This window comes from Streptomyces sp. E2N166, from assembly GCF_003671715.1.
GTDB classification, from domain to species: domain Bacteria; phylum Actinomycetota; class Actinomycetes; order Streptomycetales; family Streptomycetaceae; genus Streptomyces; species Streptomyces thinghirensis.
The window spans coordinates 577,075-594,655 of sequence record NZ_RAIF01000031.1; the positions used below are offsets into that span (position 1 = coordinate 577,075).

A 17,581-nucleotide genomic window follows, 5' to 3' on the forward strand; every position below is an offset into this window, starting at 1 on the left:
GGGCAGCAGCCGCCGTACGGTCAGGTCCCCGGTCAGAGTGCCCCGCCGCCGCCCGGCTACGGCCAGCCGCAGGCCCCCCAGGCCCCGGCTCCGCCACCCGGTTACGGCCAGCCGGCCCCGCCGCAGGGTTACGGACAGCCCGCTCCGCCCCCCGGCTACGGCCAGCAGGCCCCGCAGGGCATGCCCCAGGGCGCGCCGCAGGGCGCCGGGGTGATGGCCGCGCTCCAGCAGTTCAAGGAGACGGCGACCGGACAGCGCTGGACCCAGCAGAACAAGAAGCTGGTCCGCGTCGACCTCGGTGCGGAAGGCCACCCCGTCCTTGCCCGGCAGGGCAGCATGGTGCTCTACCAGGGCAAGGTCGACTTCAGCTACAAGGGCGCCGGGTTCGCCGGCCGGGTCGTGGGCAACGCCACCGGCCAGGAGATGCAGCTCATGCGCTGCACCGGCAAGGGGCAGGTGTTCCTCGCCGACAACTCCGCGATGCTGCACCCCATCGAGCTCCAGGGCGACGCCATCTGCGTCTCCGCGGAGAACGTCCTCGCCTTCGACGAGAGCCTCCAGTACGAGGTCCGCCGCATCGAGGGACACGGCATTCCCGGGGGCGCGCTGTTCACGATGCAGTTCCAGGGCACCGGCACGATCGTCGTCAAGACGCACGGCGTGCCCGTGGTGCTCCCGGTCACGCCCACCACGTTCGCCGACTGCAACGCCGTCGTCGCCTGGTCGGCAGCCGCCCAGGTGGTCGTCTCCAGCCAGGTGCGGATGCGCCGGAACTCCTACGCGGGCGACACGGGCGAGAGCGTCAACCTGCAGTTCCGGGCGGCGCCCGGCAACTTCGTCATCGTCCAGCCGTACGAGATCTGAGGGAGAGCCCGACATGAACCAGCCGCTCGCGGGCTACGCCCCCGCACCGGTCACCGCACGCATGGAGAACCACGGCAACCACATGCTGAAGGTCGCCATGCAGACCGGGAACGACCTCCTCGCGCGCGTGGGCTCGATGGTCGCCTACGAGGGCTTCGTCCAGTACGAGCCCAATCCGCCTGCCGTCCGCCAGATCGCGAAGGACTGGATGACCGGCGAGGGCGCGCCCCTGATGAAGTGCTCCGGCGACGGACTGCTCTACCTCGCCGACTACGGTGCGAACGTCGTCGTCATCAACCTCAACGGCGACGGGATCTCCGTCAACGCCACCAACCTGCTCGCCTTCGACGCCCAGCTCACGTGGGGCGTGGAGCGGGTCAAGGGCCTGGCGAAGTTCGCCGGACAGGGGCTGTGGAACACCAAGATCTCCGGTCAGGGGTGGGTCGCGCTCACCTCCCGGGGCAAGCCGATCGTGGTCGACTGCGGCGGTGGCGAGGACGAGACGTACGTCGACCCGGACGCGCTCGTCGCCTGGTCCCCGAACCTCAAGGTGAAGGGCAAGCGCAGCTTCAAGGCGCAGTCGCTGATCGGCCGCGGCAGCGGCGAGGCCTACCAGATGGCCTTCTCAGGTCAGGGCATCGTCGTCGTCCAGCCCAGCGAGGACAGCACCGACCGCCTCCGGGTCCGGCGCTGAGGGGGAGCCAGAACATCATGCAGAGCCCGCTTTTCGCCTACAACGACCAGCAGACCCAGGAAGCCTGGAGCCTGCAGAACAAGCACATGCTGCGCGTGGCCCTGGAGGGCCACGACGACGTGCTCGCCCGCAAGGGCACGATGGTCGCCTACCAGGGACTCGTCGAGTTCGACGCCGAGTACCAGAGCAACAACCAGTCACGCGCGCGTGCGCACACCGGTGAGGGCCTGGACCTGATGCGCTGCCACGGGCAGGGCACGGTCTTCCTCGCCAACCTCGCCCAGTGCATCCACGTGATGGAGGTCGACCAGGAGGGCCTCACCGTCGACAGCAGCTACGTGCTGGCGATGGACTCGTCCCTGCACCACGAGGTCATCGCGGTCGACAGCCTGTACGGCATCTCCGGCTCGGGCAAGTACCAGCTCAACATCACCGGCCGGGGCAAGGTCGCCCTGATGACCTCGGGCGCCCCGCTGCTGATGCAGGTGACGCCCGACAAGTACGTCAACTGCGACGCCGACGCGATCGTCGCCTGGTCCACCGGTCTGCGCGTGCAGATGCAGGCCCAGACGCACTCCTCCGGGGTGTGGCGGCGCCGTGGCAGCACCGGTGAGGGCTGGGAGCTCAGCTTCATGGGCAGCGGCTTCGCGCTCGTCCAGCCCAGCGAACTGCTGCCTCCGCAGAACGCCCAGCTCGGGCAGGGGGTCGCCGCGCAGTACGGCATGGGCCAGCAGGGCGCTCGCGGCCAGAACCAGGGCAACGTCTGGAGCTGAGCGCGCGGCGCCGTGTCGCACGGCTCGTAAGGGGTGATCGCAAGGGCGGTCACCCCTTACCCGGTTCAGAGGCGGGCGCGGGTCGCCTCCAGCAGGCGTACGACCGACTCGTCGGCCACGTCCGCGACCTCGGCGTACGGGAACCAGCGCAGGTCGAGGGACTCGTCACTGATCGCCTCCAAGGCCCCTTCCGGAGCCACCGCCGCGTACTGGACGTCCAGGTGCCAGGCGCAGGGCGTGTGGTGACGGTCCAGCCGCACCGGGCCGCCGGGGACCAGGGCCAGACCGGCGATGCCGGACTCCTCGGTCCCCTCGCGCAGCGCGGCCCGCGCCAGCGTCTCGTCGACCGGCTCGCAGTGGCCGCCCATCTGCAGCCACATGCGCAGCTTCTTGTGGAGGGTCAGCAGGACCCGCCCGCGCGACGGGTCGATCACCAGGGCGCTCGCCGTGATGTGCCCGTCCCCGCAGGCTTTCCACATGCCGTCCGGGTGCCTCGCGAGGTGGTCCAGGTAGACCTGGCGCAGCTCGTCCTGGCCCTCGTACGCCTTCAGGACCAGGACCGCGTCGTCGTGCAGGCTCACTCGGTGCCGTCGCCCTTGCCGTCGGCGTCGTCCCGGCCCTTCTCGTCCTTCTTCTTCAGGTCGGGCTTGCCGGCCGCCTCGCCGAGCATCTTGTCCAGCTCGGAGAAGTCCAGCTGCTCACGGTGGACGAAGCCGTCCGGGTCGTCCAGGTCGGTCGCGGTCGGCAGCATGTCCGGGTGAGCCCACAGGCCGTCCCGGCCGTCGACACCGCGCGCGTCCGTCAGGGACGCCCACAGACGGGAGGCGTCGCGCAGGCGGCGCGGGCGCAGCTCCAGGCCGATCAGCGTGGCGAAGGTCTGCTCCGCCGGTCCGCCCGAGGCGCGACGGCGGCGCAGCGTCTCGCGCAGCGCGTCTGCGGACGACAGACGCGGCTTGGCGGCGGCGTGCACCACCGCGTCCACCCAGCCCTCGACGAGCGCCAGAGCCGTCTCCAGGCGGGCCAGGGCCGCCTTCTGCTCCGGGGTGTCCTCCGGCTGGAACATGCCTTGCTGGAGAGCCTCCTGCAGCTGCTCGGGGTTCTGCGGGTCGAACTGGCCGACCACGTCCTCCAGCTTGGCCGTGTCGACCTTGATCCCGCGCGCGTAGCCGTCGACCGCGCCGAACAGGTGCGAGCGCAGCCACGGCACGTGCGCGAAGAGGCGCTGGTGGGCGGCCTCGCGCAGGGCGAGGTACAGCCGCACCTCCTCCTGCGACACGCCGAGGTCCTTGCCGAACGCCTCGATGTTCACCGGGAGCAGCGCGGCCTTGCCGGCCGGGCCGAGCGGCAGGCCCACGTCGGTCGAGCCGACGACCTCGCCGGCGAGCACGCCGACGGCCTGGCCGATCTGCGTGCCGAACATGGCTCCGCCCATGGACCGCATCATGCCGATCAGCGGGCCGGCCATGGCCTGCATCTCCTCGGGCAGGACGTCGCCCATGGCGGTGCCGACACGCTCGGCGACCGGGTCGACGAGCTCCCGCCAGGCGGGCAGGGTCGCCTCGACCCATTCCGCTCGGCTCCAGGCCACCGCGGTACCCGCACCGGAGGGCAGGGCGGTCGCGTCGTCCAGCCACAGGTCGGCCAGGCGGACGGCCTCCTGGACGGCATTGCGCTCGGCGGGGCCGACGCTGGCGTCCTTGGTGCCGTCCGGCGTGCCCTGGGAGACCGTCTGGCGGGCGATCTGCTTGGCCATGTCCCAGTTCACCGGGCCGCCCTCGTAGGAGAGCATCTGGCCCAGCTGCTGGAACGCGGCGCCCAGGTCGTTGGGGTTCATGGAACCGAACATGGCAGCGAACGGGTTGTCCGCACCGGGGCCGCCGAAGCCTCCGGCTCCGGGCGTCCCGAATCCGAACGGGTTGGCCGGTCCCTGACCACCACCGCCCTGCTGGTCCTTCTTCTTGCCTTCGTCGCCGTCGTCCGGCTCCTCCGGCGGAAGGCCGAATCCGAATGGGGTGTCACTCACGGGGTTCCTCGGCTGGTAGGGCCGCCGGTTCTTTCCGGCGGCACGGCTGCCCGACTTCACCACCCAGCGTAGACACCCGGGGCGGTTCGGGCCTCGGTGCTTCGCCGACTGACGGCCTGCGGCAGGATGGATGCCACCTGGTACGTACGCGTCGCTCGCGCCCGTACTGAAGACAACCGCTGGAGACGCCCGGTGAGTTCCCCAGATCCGCAGGTTCGCGCAGCGCGAAACCAGTCAACCAGTTCCGCCCGCTCCGGCGCGCGCGGACCCGTCGTCGCGGTCACCGGTGCCGCGTCCGGCGTAGGGGCGCTGCTCACCGAGCGGCTCGCCGCGTCCGACGAGGTCAGACAGGTCGTGGCCATCGACGAAAGGCGTGGTGAGTGCGCGGCGGCACAGTGGCAGATCCTGGACGTACGGGACCCGGCCATCGCCGAGAAACTGCGTGGTGCGGACGTCGTGGTACACCTGGCGCTCGACCTCGATCTGGAGACCGACGCGGCCGCCCGGACGGCTTACAACGTCCGGGGGACGCAGACCGTCCTGACCGCCGCCGCGGCGGCCGGCGTGCACCGCGTCGTGCTCTGCACCTCCGCGATGGTCTACGGCGCCCTCCCGGAGAACGAGCTGCCGCTGTCCGAGGACGCCGAGCTGCGCGCCACGGCCGAGGCCACGGGGGTCGGGGATCTGCTGGAGATCGAACGGCTCGCCCGGCGCGCCCCCCGCGCACACCCCGGACTCAACGTGACCGTGGTCCGGCCCGCAGTGCTGATCGGAGGCATGGACACCGCGCTGACCAGGTACTTCGAGTCGCCCAGACTGCTGGTGGTGGCCGGGTCGCGGCCGGCCTGGCAGTTCTGCCACGTCGACGATCTGTGCAGCGCCCTGGAGTACGCCGTTCTGGAGAAGGCCGACGGAGAACTGGCCGTCGGCTGCGACGGGTGGCTGGAGCAGGAGGAGGTCGAGGAGCTCAGCGGTATCCGGCGGATGGAGCTGCCGTCGGCGGTCGCGCTCGGCGCGGCGGCCCGGCTGCACCGGATCGGGCTGACGCCGTCCCCGGCCGGGGACCTGGCGTACACGATGTACCCGTGGGTGGTGAGCGGCAGCCGGCTGCACGACGCCGGATGGCGCCCGAAGTACACCAACGAGGAGGTGCTCGCCGAGCTTCTGGAGGAGGTCGCCGGGCGGCACACGGTCGCCGGGCGGCGCCTCGGACGCAAGGACGCGACTGCGGCGGGAGCCGCGGGCGCGACGGTGGCGCTGCTGGGCGCGGCCGCGGTGGTGCGCCGGGCCCGGAAGGCGCGGCGCAGGATCTGACGCGGGGCGCCCTCGCGTCCACCCGGACTCCCGCCCCGTACCGGCCGGCCACGGGTCCCTGTAGGAGGCTCCAAAGCGGTACGCGCGCGTGCCGGGCGAAAGCGCTATTCCGCGCCGTCCGTGCCGTGGGGCACGATGGGCGTATGGCAACCACGAACGATCACCCCGGTGAGCTGGCCGCGCCGGACCCCGTGAAGCTGATCGGCATCCGGGAGACGCCCCTCTCCGTGGACGAGGTCTTCCGGGCCGTCGGGGACGACGCGGCCGGCGGGACCGCGCTGTTCGTCGGGACGGTGCGCAACCACGACGGCGGAACCGACGTCGACCGGCTCGGGTACTCCTGCCACCCCAGCGCCGAGGCCGAGATGCGGCGGATCGCCGAGAAGGTCGTCGCGGAGTACCCCGTACGCGCGCTCGCGGCGGTACACCGTGTGGGTGACCTGGAGGTCGGGGATCTCGCCGTGGTCGTCGCCGTGTCCTGCCCGCACAGGGGCGAGGCCTTCGACGCCTGCCGGAAGCTGATCGACGACCTGAAGCACGAAGTGCCCATCTGGAAGCACCAGACCTTCTCCGACGGGTCCGAGGAATGGGTGGGCGCCTGCTGAAGGCGTCGCGAACACCCTTGCGTCACCACGCGCGGCTCCGGTTGCGTAACCGACCCCCCGGCGTGAGCGTTGTCACGGCGGATGGTTAATCTGCTGATCAGTCAGTCGCGGACGCTCATGGGGTTGGGAGGTCGGCATGGCAGCGCTTGCCTGGTTGCTGATTCCGCTTGTGGCGGCTGTCGGCGCGGGTCTGTGGGGCAGTTGGGCCAATCGGACTCGTAAGGCACGGAGCGACGGGCCCGAGCTGGACGGGTACGCCCGCTTCCGCGAGGCCATGGAGAGGCCCCGCACCGGGGCCTGACCGGACGGCGCAGCCCTGACGGTGTTCTGACAGCTCTGTCCCGTACTGTCGTGCCATGCCACGCCGCACCGCGACGATGCTCGCCTCCACCCTGATGCTGATCGCGCTCCTGTGCGCGGGTGTGTTCATCCCCGTGCCGTACTCGGAGATGTCCCCGGGGCCGACGGTGAACACCCTTGGGGATCACGACGGCGAGCCGGTGCTGCAGATCGACGGGCACAAGACCTATGAGGCGAGCGGCCACCTGAACATGACCACCGTCCGGGTCACCAGCGCCGAGTACAGGATGAACCTCGTCGAGGCGGTCTACGGCTGGCTGGCGCACGACAACCGCGTGGTGCCGCACGAGACCCTCTACCCGGACGGCAAGACCGAGGAAGAGGCCACTCAGGAGAACGCCGAGGAGTTCAGCCAGTCCCAGGAGAGCGCCAAGGTCGCAGCTTTGAAGGCACTCGACATCCCGGTGAAGTCCTGGGTGGTGGTCTCCACGGTCGTCAAGGACTCCCCGGCCGAGGGCCGGCTGCACGCCGGAGACGTGATCAAGGCGGTGGACGGTACGACCGTCAAGAAGCCCGCCGACGTCGCCGAGCTGGTGACCGAGCGCGAACCCGGACAGGACGTCGTCTTCACGATCGTGCCCGCCAAGGAGCAGACCGCCGCGGAGAAGGAGGGCCGGACGCCCACCGAGACACAGAAGGTCAAGATCACAACCGCGCCCTCCGACGACGCCGGTGAGAAGCGCGCCATCGTCGGGATCTCCGCGGGGACCGATCACACCCTCCCGTTCTCCATCGACATCAAGCTGGCCGACGTCGGCGGCCCCAGCGCCGGTCTGATGTTCGCCCTCGGCATCTACGACAAGCTCACTCCGGGCGACCTGACCGGCGGCAAGTTCGTCGCGGGCACCGGGACGATCGACGACAACGGCAAGGTCGGCCCGATCGGCGGCATCGGGATGAAGACGATCGGCGCACGCGACAAGGGCGCCCGCTACTTCCTGACACCCGCCGACAACTGCGCGGCCGCCGCCGAGGACATCCCCGACGGGCTCACCCTCGTGAAGGTGGGCACCATGGACGACGCCCTCGGCGCACTGAAGGACATCCGCTCCGGGAAGACCGCCAGCCTGCCGAAGTGCCCGACCGGGTGATGTGACCGAGCAGCCGCGTAGAGCCCCTCGGGGCTACTCCTCGAAGGTCGCCGTCAGGGCGTGGGCCAGCCCCGGCACCAGGTCGGAGCCCGTGAGGACCTCCGTGGCGGCGTCCTTCTCCCGCAGGCGCAGGGCCGAGTCGCGGGCACCGTCGCGCAGGACCGCGACCGTCATGCGGACCTCCTGGCGGTCGGGGTGCTCCGCCACCCACTGCGCCAGTTTCGTCTCGTTCAGGCCCTCGGGGACCTGAGTCTCGGCGGACGGCGGCAGCATCAGGCGTTCCACTGCGAGCGCGCAGCCGACGACCGCGTCGGGCCAGGCGATCGTGCCCAGGAACTCGTCGAGCGGCTGGTCCGTTGGAATCTCATCCTGCTCGATCGGGGTCAGGCCGGAGCTCTCCGGCTCGTCCTGCAGACCGAGCCGGTTCGCGAGCGAGGGCTGATCGGCCCTCAGCCGTGCGGTGTCGACAAGTGCAAAGAGGCGTGCGGGCTGGTCCCAGCCGAGGCCGGAGACGTACTCGTCGATCTCGAGTACGGCCCGGGTGAGGGGGCTCGCTGCCATGGGGGTGTTGGACATAGTCACAATCCTGCCTCGTTACTGGCCCGAATCGGGAACCGAGTAAACGATGAGTAAGTTGCATAGGTGTGGGCCCACGGTCACGAGGGCGCACGGGGGGCCCGCGAACCCGGGGGCCTGACGGATCAACAGCGAACTTCGAGGTGCGCACCTTGGCTTTCCAGATGCCGGACCGCGGCGGAGGCCCCCCGACGGGGCCGCGGATCAGAGTGGGCCGCCCGTCCCGGCGTGTCCGAACCCTGCTGATGACACTTGGTGTCCTTGCCGTGCTTGCCATGGCGTTCACCATGTTCGCGGGATTCTGGACGGACTGGCTCTGGTATCGGTCGGTCCACTACTCGTCGGTGTTCACGACGACCCTGTGGACCAAGATCGGACTTTTCTTCGTCTTCGGTCTGCTGATGGCACTCGCCGTCGGGTTCAACATCTGGCTGGCCCACCGGCTGCGGCCGCCGCTGAGCGCCATGTCGATGGAGCAGCAGAACCTCGACCGGTACCGCATGGGCATCGCCCCGTACAAGAAGTGGCTGCTGCTCGGCATCACGGCCCTGGTCGGCCTGATCGCCGGCGCCTCGGCGTCCGGTCAGTGGCGGACCTGGCTGATGTGGGTCAACGGAGTGCCCTTCGGGCAGAAGGACCCCCAGTTCAAGCTGGACGTCTCCTTCTACGCCTTCGACCTGCCCTGGTACCGGTTCCTGCTCGGCTTCGGCTTCGCCGCCGTGATCATCTCGGTGATCGCCGCCGCGCTCACCCACTACCTGTACGGCGGGCTCCGCGTCACCAGCCCGGGCGCGCGCGCCACGGCCGCGGCCACCGGGCACCTGTCGGTGCTCATCGGCGTCTTCGTCGCCCTCAAGGCGGTCGCCTACTGGCTCGACCGGTACGGGCTGGCGGTGAAGTCCAGCGACTTCAAGGCGACCGACAGCTGGACCGGTCTGAGGTACGTCGACGCCAACGCCTACCTGCCGGCCAAGACGATCCTGTTCTGCATCGCCGTCATCTGCGCGCTGCTGTTCTTCGCCACCATCTGGCGGCGCACCTGGCAGCTGCCCGTGATCGGCTTCGGTCTGATGGTGCTCTCCGCGATCCTCATCGGCGGTCTGTACCCGGCGCTGGTCCAGAAGTTCCAGGTCCAGCCGAACGAGCAGGCCAAGGAAGCGCCGTACGTCGAGAAGAACCTCAAGGCGACGCGCGACGCCTACGGCATCGAGGGCACCCAGGTCAGCGAGTACCCGGGCGTGAGCCAGACCAAGGACCAGACCAAGCTCCGTGACGACGTGGACGCCGCCGCGTCCATCCGGATCATGGACCCGAACGTCATCTCGCCGACGTTCCAGCAACTCCAGCAGATGAGGAACTACTACGCGTTCCCGAACAACCTGGACGTCGACCGATACAGCAAGGACGGCAAGGACCAGGACACGGTCATCGGTCTGCGCGAGCTGAACCTGGCCGGCATCCCGAAGAAGAACTGGATCAACAACCACTTCCGCTACACCCACGGCTACGGAGTGGTCGCGGCCAAGGGCACCGAGGTCGACTCCGAGGGCCGTCCGGTCTTCACCGAGTCCGACCTGCCGTCCAAGGGCGACCTCGGGACGTACGAGCAGCGGATCTACTACGGCGAGAAGACCACCACGTACTCGATCGTCGGCGGTCCCCAGAAGGAGATCGACTACTCCGACGACAACGGCGAGAAGACGTTCAGCTACAAGGGCGACGGCGGGGTGGACCTGTCCACCCCGATCAACCGGGCGGCGTACGCGGCAGCGTTCAGCGAGCCGCAGATCCTCTACTCCGGTGCGATCGGCGAGGGCTCGCGGATCCTGTACAACCGCACACCCAAGGAGCGCGTCGAGGCGGTCGCCCCGTGGCTGACCATCGACGGCGACGCCTATCCCGCGGTGGTGGACGGCCGTATCCAGTGGATCGTCGACGCGTACACGACGACGAACGGCTATCCGTACGCCTCGCGTACGACGCTCGGTGACACGACCGCGGACTCGCTGACCGCGGCCAACAACCAGCGCGCGGTGGTGGCCCAGCAGAACCAGGTCAACTACATCCGCAACTCCGTGAAGGCGACCGTCGACGCGTACACCGGTGACGTCAAGCTCTACCAGTGGGACACCAAGGACCCGGTCCTCAAGACCTGGATGAAGGCGTTCCCGAACACGGTGCAGGACAAGAGCGAGATCTCCGACGCGCTGATGGCGCATATGCGCTACCCGCAGGACCTGTTCAAGGTCCAGCGCGAGTTGCTCACGCGCTACCACGTGAAGGACGCCAACACGTTCCTCAGCGGCAGCGAGGTCTGGCAGGTGCCGGACGACCCGACCAACAAGTCGGGCGACGCGGTACCGCCGTACTACCTGAGCATGAAGATGCCTGATCAGAAGCAACAGGCGTTCTCGCTCACGACGACGTTCACGCCCAACGGACGTGACAACCTCAGTGCGTTCATGGCGGTCGACGCCGAGGCCGGGACAGAGGGCTACGGCAAGATCAGGATCCTGAAACTGCCGACCAGTACGACGGTCAACGGGCCGAAACAGGTCCAGAGCCAGTTGAACTCCGAGCAGGACATCGCCGAGACCATCAGGCTGCTGAGAGGCGGCGACTCCGAGGTCGAGTACGGCAACCTGCTGACGGTGCCGCTCGACGGGGGCCTGTTGTACGTCGAGCCGGTCTACGTGCGCGGTGGTGACCTCAAGTACCCGCTGCTGCGCAAGGTCCTGGTGAGCTACGGGGGCAACACCGCCTTCGAGAACACGCTCGACGAGGCCCTCGCCAAGGTCTTCGGGGAGGCGGAGGAAGGCTCGACCCAGCCACCACCGGACGAGGGCGAGGACACCACCGAGCCACCGCCGACCTCCGGCAACCCGACGGTCCGGGAAGCGCTCAGCGACGCGCAGAAGGCCTTCGACGCCGGCCAGAAGGCGCTGGAACAGAAGGACCTCGCCGCGTACGCGGAGGCGCAGAAGGATCTGGAGGAGGCTCTGCAACGCGCCGAGGACGCGCAGGCCCAGGCCGACGAGAGCGGCGGCAAGAACGGGGACGACAAGAACGGGGACAAGGGCGAGGACGGCAAGGCCAGTCCGAGTCCGGACCCCGCCGGAGATTCCGGCTCGGGCCAGGGCGGCGGCTGACCCCGTTGCTTCGAGCTGAGCGTTAGAGCTGGTCAAAGCCCATCCCGCGCCGTGCTAGGGTTGTGAACACAACGGCGCGGGGTGGAGCAGCTCGGTAGCTCGCTGGGCTCATAACCCAGAGGTCGCAGGTTCAAATCCTGTCCCCGCTACTGAAGTCGTGAGCTACGTGCGAACGACCATGAAGGCCCGGATTCCGAAAGGGATCCGGGCCTTTGTGATGTGCGAACGCATGTGCCGGTGAGGGCTACGGCCGCGCCGCCAAGGGGAGTTGGGGGGATCTGTGTTTGACTTGTCTCCCTGTGGGCATGTCGACAAAACGCTGAAGTGACCTCACTGGCTGCGGTATACCGGATGTACCCAGGTTGCAGGTGGTGCGACGATGGACGTTATGGGGGACATGGCAAATCTGTTCGGGACAGGGCGTTTTGCGCAGCCGTCCGGTCAGGAGGAAGCCGCGGACGAGGCACAGGAGGCCGCCGACGAGGCTGCCGAGGAAGTGCGCCTGCGGCTCGCCGTCGAGGCCGGCGAGGCGGAGGCGATGAGCGTCCTCGGCGCGATGCTGCTGCGCCGCGGCGACTTCGACGGAGCCGAGTCTCATCTGCGTGCCGCCACCGCGGCCGGTGACCGGGCCGCCGCCAACAACCTGGGCGTCCTGCTGCACCAGCGCGGATACGCCGACGAGGCCGCCGGATGGTGGCGGATCGCCGCCGTCGCCGGGTCCGCCGCGGCCGCCCACGCGCTGGGGCGGCACTTCCGCGAGCGCGGCGACGAGCCCGCCGCCGAGTACTGGCTGTGCCAGTCGGCCGAGCAGGGCCATGTGCTGGGCGCCTACGCGCTGGCCGACCTGCTGGAGCACCGCGGTGACGACGCCGGCGCCGAGCGGTGGATGCGGGCCGCGGCCGACCGCGGGCACCGGGAGGCCGCGTACCGGCTGGCCCGGACGCTGGACCGGCGCGCCGGGCAGGGCCGGGCCGGCGACGACGGGGCAACGGCCCCCGCGGCCGAGGAGACCGAGCAGTGGTACCGGCAGGCCGCCGCGCGCGGCCACCGGCGGGCCGCACTGCACCTCGGGACGATCCTGGAGAAGCGGGGAGAACTCAAGGAGGCCGGCCGCTGGTACCTGACGTCCGCCAAGGACGGCGAGGCGCGCGCCGCCTGCGCGCTCGGCTTCCTTCTGCGGGACGCCGGGGACAGCGAGAGCGCCGCCGTGTGGTGGCTGCGGGCCGCGCAGGACGGTGACGGCAACGCCGCCAACGCGCTGGGCGCGCTGCACGCCGAGCGCGGCGAGACCCAGACCGCCGAGCGCTGGTACCGGGCGGCCATGGACGCCGGGGACGACAACGGGGCGTACAACCTCGGGCTCCTCTGTGCCGAGCAGGGGCGCACCACGCAGGCCGAGCAGTGGTACCGGCGGGCCGCGTACGCAGGACACCGGGAGGCCTCCAACGCGCTGGCCATCCTGCTGCTGCGTGGCGGGGACGAGACCGGTGCCGAGCCGTGGTTCTCGAAGGCCGCCGAGGCGGGCAGCGTCGACGCCGCCTTCAACCTCGGGATCCTGCACGCCGGACGGAGCGAGGACCGGGCGGCACTGCGCTGGTACGAGCGAGCTGCCGCCGCCGGACACACCGAGGCGGCGCTGCAGGTCGGGATGGCGCGCCTGCGCGACGGCGACGAGCGCGAGGCCGAACGGTTCCTGCGGTGCGCGGCGGGGGGTGGCAGCGCGGAGGCCGCGTACCGACTGGCGGCGCTGCTCGACGCACGCCGGCCGCCAGCGCCCGCACACGAGCTGGGGGAGACGGCACAGGAGAAGTCCGAGTGCGAGGAGTGGTACGAGCGGGCGGCCTCCCAGGGGCACCGGCGGGCCCAGGTGCGGGTCGGGATGCTGGCCGCGGCCCGCGGTGACGTGGTGGAGGCGGCGCGTTGGTACCGGGAGGCGGCCGAGGCCGGGTCGCGCAACGGCGCGTTCAATCTCGGGCTGCTGCTGGCCCGGGAGGGCAGCGAGCCGGAGGCCGTCGTGTGGTGGCGCCGGGCGGCGGACGCCGGGCACGGACGGGCGGCGCTGCGGCTGGCGCTGGTCTGCGCGCGGCGCGGGGAACTGGCCGAGGGGCAGCGGTGGGCGGACCGGGCGGTGTCCCTGGGACCGCGGGAGGTGGGGGAGCGGGCGGCTCGGCTGCGGGACGCGTTGCGGCAGGAGTTGTCGGCGTGACGCGTGCCGTTGCGCTGGGCTGGGGTGTCTTTGAGGGCGCCGGCGTTGTTGCTGGGGGGACGGGTGGGTCGCGTGGTCCGGCGCTGCCCGGGTGCCGCCGCGCCCACCCGTGCCGCCCCAGCGGCACGACTGCCCGCAGCGGTGGAGGCGTCGCGGCGCGAATGCCCGCACGCAGCGTCGGTGGAAGCGATTTGCTTCTCGTCGTGGGCTTGACGTAATGTTCCATTCATCGACGCGGGGTGGAGCAGCTCGGTAGCTCGCTGGGCTCATAACCCAGAGGTCGCAGGTTCAAATCCTGTCCCCGCTACTGAAGGCCGAGGGCCGGAATCCGAAAGGGTTCCGGCCCTCGGTGCGTTGGCGCCCACGTGAAAGAGCCCCGGCGCCTGTCGGTGCCGGGGCTCTCGTACGAGGGGAGGGGGCTTACGCCGCCGCGCAGTTCGGGCAGGTGCCGCGGTACGTCACCTCGACGTCCGAGACGGTGAAGCCGAAGCGCTCCGAGTCGGGGAGGTCGGCCAGCGGGTTGCCGATCGGGTGGACGTCGCGGATCGCGCCGCACTGGGCGCAGACCAGGTGGTGGTGCGGCTGGTGCGCGTTCGGGTCGTAGCGCTTGGCGCGCTTGTCCGTCGCGACTTCCAGCACCTCACCGAGCGATACGAGCTCGCCCAGGGTGTTGTAGACGGTCGCCCGGGAGATCTCCGGGAGCCTGCCCACGGCCCTGGCGTGCACCTCGTCGGCCGTCAGGTGGACGTGTTCGCCGTCGAGGACCTCGGCCACGACGCGCCGCTGGGCGGTCATGCGCCAGCCGCGTCCACGCAGCCGTTCCAGTAGGTCACTCATGTAGACCAGCCTAGCAGCAAGGGGGACCAGGTCCCGAACGTGTGTGACTTTGGAGTCTTACTTGACTTAGACATTGTCCATTGTAGGATCGGTAACGGCATTAGCCAAGGGACAGGTTTTGCAGGATTGGCGCAGGAGGCGTACGTGACTCAGGGACCGCTCACTACGGAGGCCGGGGCTCCGGTAGCCGACAACCAGAACAGTGAGACCGCGGGCATCGGCGGCCCCGTGCTCGTCCAGGACCAGCTCCTGCTGGAGAAGCTGGCTCACTTCAACCGTGAGCGCATCCCGGAGCGTGTCGTGCACGCCCGTGGCGCCGGCGCCTACGGCACCTTCACGGTCACCGCCGATGTCACCAAGTACACCCGGGCGAAGTTCCTGTCCGAGGTCGGCAAGGAGACGGAGACCTTCCTCCGCTTCTCCACCGTGGCCGGCAACCTGGGCGCGGCGGACGCCGTCCGTGACCCGCGCGGCTTCGCGCTGAAGTTCTACACCGAAGAGGGCAACTACGACCTCGTCGGCAACAACACCCCGGTGTTCTTCATCAGGGACGCCATCAAGTTCCCGGACTTCATCCACACCCAGAAGCGCGACCCGTACACGGGCTCGACGGAGATGGACAACGTCTGGGACTTCTGGAGCCTGTCGCCGGAGTCGACGCACCAGGTGACCTGGCTGTTCGGTGACCGGGGCATTCCGGCGTCGTACCGCCACATGGACGGCTTCGGCTCGCACACCTTCCAGTGGAACAACGAGGCCGGCGAGGCCTTCTGGGTCAAGTACCACTTCAAGACCGACCAGGGCATCAAGTGCCTCACGCAGGCCGAGGCCGACAAGCTCGCGGGTGAGGACCCCGACTCCCACCAGCGCGACCTGCGTCAGGCGATCGAGCGCGGCGACTTCCCGTCCTGGACCGTCGGCGTGCAGATCATGCCCGTCGCCGAGGCCGCGAAGTACCGCTTCAACCCGTTCGACCTGACCAAGGTGTGGCCGCACGCGGACTACCCGGTCATCGAGTTCGGCAAGCTGGAGCTCAACCGCAACCCGGAGAACATCTTCGCCGAGGTCGAGCAGTCGATCTTCTCCCCGGCGCACTTCGTGCCCGGCATCGGCCCGTCCCCGGACAAGATGCTCCAGGGCCGCCTGTTCGGCTACGGCGACGCGCACCGCTACCGCGTCGGCATCAACGCCGACCACCTGCCGGTGAACCGTCCGCACGCCACCGAGGCGCGCACCAACTCCCGTGACGGCTACCTGTACGACGGCCGCCACAAGGGTGCGAAGAACTACGAGCCGAACAGCTTCGGCGGTCCGTTCCAGACGGACAAGCCCCTGTGGCAGCCGGTCGCCGTCTCCGGTGTCACCGGCGAGACCGCGACTCCGTCGCACGCCGAGGACAACGACTTCGTCCAGGCGGGCAACCTCTACCGGCTGATGACGGAAGAGGAGAAGGAGCGGCTGATCGACAACATGGCCGGCGCCCTCTCCGACGTCTCGCGTGACGACATCATCGAGCGCGCGATCAACAACTTCCGTCAGGCCGACGGTGACTTCGGCAAGCGGCTGGAGGCCGCGGTCCAGGCCCTGCGCGGCTGACGTCCAGCACTGGACCGCTTGTCGTAGCGGCGGGCCGGATCCCCGGGTACGGGGGTCCGGCCCGTTCGTCGTGTCAGCCGGAGTGAGTCCGGGAGTGCGGCCTGGGGTGTCGCCGGGAGTGCCCCCAGCCGCGTCGCCGGCGAGCTGTCGTCAGGCGATCACCGCCGGTGCCTCGGGGCGCGAGCGTTCCGGCGTCCAGCAGCGGATGATGTCGCGGACCGAGACGATGCCCGCGGGCTCGCCGCGGTCGAGGACGATGAGGTGGCGGAAGCCGCCGTGCACCATCGCCCGGGCCGCCTCCTCCACGGTCCAGGAGGGCGTGGCGAAGACGACGTCGGTGGTGGTGTGGGCGTGGACGCGTTCGGTGTCCGGGTCCTGGCCCATGCCGACGGAGACGAGGACGTCGCGTTCGGTGAGGATGCCGATGCCGCCGGCGTCGGGGTCGTGCACCACGGCCGCGCCGACGCGGCGCGCGGACATCAGTGCGGCGGCCTGGCGGAGGGTGTGGGCGGGGCCGATGGTGAGGACTACCGTGCTCATGGCTTCGCGGACGAGCATGGGTGGAGCCACCTCCTGCCGGTGATCCATGAGTTAGTTCATGGATTCACAAATTCACAAGTGGGGGGCTCTCAGAGTGGCAGGTAAAGCACGGGTCAACAAGAGGGCGGGCAGGGGCGCGTAGGGGGCGTCGGAAAGGCGCTCAGTAGCGCTGGTTGAGGTACCCGAGAAGCTCGTCGTGGAGCCGCCCGTTCGACGCCGCCGCGTTGCCGCTGTTCGGACCGTGGCGGCCGTCGAGGCCGGTGAAGGTGCCGCCTGCCTCCGTGACGATGATCGCGGGGGCGGCCATGTCCCAGAGGGAGAGCTCGGGTTCGGCGCAGATGTCGACCGAGCCCTCGGCGACCATCATGTACGGCCAGAAGTCGCCGTACGCGCGCGTGCGCCACACCTCGCGGGTCAGGTCGAGGAAACCGTCGAGCCGCCCCTGCTCCTCCCAGCCGCTGAGCGAGGAGTACGCGAAGGAGGCGTCGGAGAGGGCGGAGACCTGGGAGACCTGGAGCCGGGAGGCCGAGGTCAGGCTGCGGCCGGTGAAGGCGCCGTGGTCCTTCACCGCCCACCAGCGGCGGCCGAGGGCCGGGGCGGAGGCGAGGCCGACGACGGGCTGGTAGCCGCCCTCGCCCGCCTCCATGAGGGAGATGAGGGTGGCCCAGACGGGGACGCCGCGCACGTAGTTCTTGGTGCCGTCGATCGGGTCGATGATCCAGCGGCGGGGGCCGGTGCCCTCGACGCCGTACTCCTCGCCGAGGACCGCGTCGCGGGGGCGGGCGCGGGCGAGGTGGCCGCGGATGAGTTCCTCGGCGGCCTTGTCCGCCTCGCTCACCGGGGTCATGTCCGGCTTGGTCTCGACCTTCAGGTCAAGGGCCTTGAAGCGTTCCATCGTCGCGGCGTCGGCGGCGTCCGCGAGGACGTGGGCGAGGCGGAGGTCGTCGAGGTAG

Annotated in this window: 15 protein-coding genes and 2 tRNA genes; 11 read left to right on the forward strand and 6 right to left on the reverse strand. The window is 70.0% G+C overall.

Going from position 1 to position 17,581, the window contains the following annotated elements:
* The 3 genes from EBH09_RS24645 to EBH09_RS24655 all read left to right on the forward strand — a co-directional run.
* On the forward strand, nt 1–864 hold an 864-nt coding region (locus EBH09_RS24645), incomplete at its 5' end, for an AIM24 family protein (RefSeq protein WP_193776506.1).
* Between the two features lie 13 nt (nt 865–877).
* A complete protein-coding gene (locus EBH09_RS24650; protein ID WP_121749113.1) occupies nt 878–1,558 on the forward strand; it encodes an AIM24 family protein in 681 nt (226 codons plus the stop codon).
* Between the two features lie 17 nt (nt 1,559–1,575).
* Nucleotides 1,576–2,331, forward strand: coding sequence for an AIM24 family protein (locus EBH09_RS24655; RefSeq protein WP_121749114.1), 756 nt, complete (start codon nt 1,576–1,578; stop codon nt 2,329–2,331).
* Nucleotides 2,332–2,396: 65 nt separating this feature from the next.
* Here EBH09_RS24655 and EBH09_RS24660 read toward each other — a convergent pair whose 3' ends face one another.
* The gene (locus tag EBH09_RS24660) at nt 2,397–2,912 is read right to left on the reverse strand and encodes an NUDIX hydrolase (protein WP_121749115.1); all 516 of its coding nucleotides are present in this window, start codon (nt 2,910–2,912) and stop codon (nt 2,397–2,399) included.
* Entirely contained in the window at nt 2,909–4,354 is a 1,446-nt protein-coding gene (locus tag EBH09_RS24665) for a zinc-dependent metalloprotease (protein ID WP_121749116.1), read from the reverse strand. Before EBH09_RS24665 ends, EBH09_RS24660 begins: the two co-directional genes overlap by 4 nt.
* Nucleotides 4,355–4,546: 192 nt before the next feature.
* Between EBH09_RS24665 and EBH09_RS24670 the strand changes: the two genes are divergently transcribed.
* The 3 genes from EBH09_RS24670 to EBH09_RS24680 all read left to right on the forward strand — a co-directional run bounded on the left by EBH09_RS24670 (nt 4,547) and on the right by EBH09_RS24680 (nt 7,724).
* On the forward strand, nt 4,547–5,668 hold the full coding sequence (locus tag EBH09_RS24670) for an SDR family oxidoreductase (protein ID WP_121749117.1): 1,122 nt from the start codon (nt 4,547–4,549) through the stop codon (nt 5,666–5,668).
* 143 nt (nt 5,669–5,811) lie between these two features.
* Complete coding sequence (locus tag EBH09_RS24675; protein WP_121749118.1) at nt 5,812–6,273, forward strand: molybdenum cofactor biosynthesis protein MoaE; 462 nt, start codon at nt 5,812–5,814, stop codon at nt 6,271–6,273.
* A 356-nt stretch (nt 6,274–6,629) separates the two neighbouring features.
* Nucleotides 6,630–7,724, forward strand: a complete 1,095-nt coding sequence (locus tag EBH09_RS24680) for a PDZ domain-containing protein (RefSeq protein WP_121749119.1) — start codon at nt 6,630–6,632, stop codon at nt 7,722–7,724.
* A 33-nt stretch (nt 7,725–7,757) separates the two neighbouring features.
* On the opposite strand, the gene EBH09_RS24685 is transcribed toward EBH09_RS24680, so the two are convergent.
* Nucleotides 7,758–8,300 (reverse strand): PPA1309 family protein, encoded by a 543-nt coding sequence (locus EBH09_RS24685; RefSeq protein WP_121749120.1) that lies wholly within the window; start codon nt 8,298–8,300, stop codon nt 7,758–7,760.
* A 164-nt stretch (nt 8,301–8,464) separates the two neighbouring features.
* On the opposite strand from EBH09_RS24685, the gene EBH09_RS24690 reads away from it, so the two are divergent.
* From EBH09_RS24690 to EBH09_RS24705, 4 genes are all read left to right on the forward strand, one after another.
* A complete protein-coding gene (locus EBH09_RS24690; RefSeq protein WP_238697453.1) occupies nt 8,465–11,449 on the forward strand; it encodes a UPF0182 family protein in 2,985 nt (994 codons plus the stop codon).
* A gap of 75 nt (nt 11,450–11,524) precedes the next feature.
* Nucleotides 11,525–11,598: transfer RNA gene (locus tag EBH09_RS24695), tRNA-Met, on the forward strand.
* A 230-nt stretch (nt 11,599–11,828) separates the two neighbouring features.
* The gene (locus EBH09_RS24700; RefSeq protein ID WP_193776507.1) at nt 11,829–13,655 is read left to right on the forward strand and encodes a tetratricopeptide repeat protein; all 1,827 of its coding nucleotides are present in this window, start codon (nt 11,829–11,831) and stop codon (nt 13,653–13,655) included.
* Between the two features lie 233 nt (nt 13,656–13,888).
* Nucleotides 13,889–13,962, forward strand: a tRNA-Met gene (locus EBH09_RS24705).
* Nucleotides 13,963–14,075: 113 nt separating this feature from the next.
* Here EBH09_RS24705 and EBH09_RS24710 read toward each other — a convergent pair.
* Nucleotides 14,076–14,492 carry a Fur family transcriptional regulator gene (locus EBH09_RS24710; RefSeq protein ID WP_121749122.1) on the reverse strand — a complete coding sequence of 139 codons (417 nt, stop codon included), beginning with the start codon at nt 14,490–14,492 and terminating at the stop codon, nt 14,076–14,078.
* 144 nt (nt 14,493–14,636) lie between these two features.
* Between EBH09_RS24710 and EBH09_RS24715 the strand changes: the two genes are divergently transcribed.
* Nucleotides 14,637–16,088 carry a catalase gene (locus tag EBH09_RS24715; protein ID WP_121749123.1) on the forward strand — a complete coding sequence of 484 codons (1,452 nt, stop codon included), beginning with the start codon at nt 14,637–14,639 and terminating at the stop codon, nt 16,086–16,088.
* Nucleotides 16,089–16,238: 150 nt separating this feature from the next.
* On the opposite strand, the gene EBH09_RS24720 is transcribed toward EBH09_RS24715, so the two are convergent.
* The gene (locus tag EBH09_RS24720) at nt 16,239–16,646 is read right to left on the reverse strand and encodes a CBS domain-containing protein (RefSeq protein WP_121749124.1); all 408 of its coding nucleotides are present in this window, start codon (nt 16,644–16,646) and stop codon (nt 16,239–16,241) included.
* Nucleotides 16,647–16,788: 142 nt separating this feature from the next.
* Nucleotides 16,789–17,581 (reverse strand): histidinol-phosphatase (hisN, locus tag EBH09_RS24725; protein WP_121749125.1); only part of this gene is annotated, 793 nt, incomplete at its 5' end.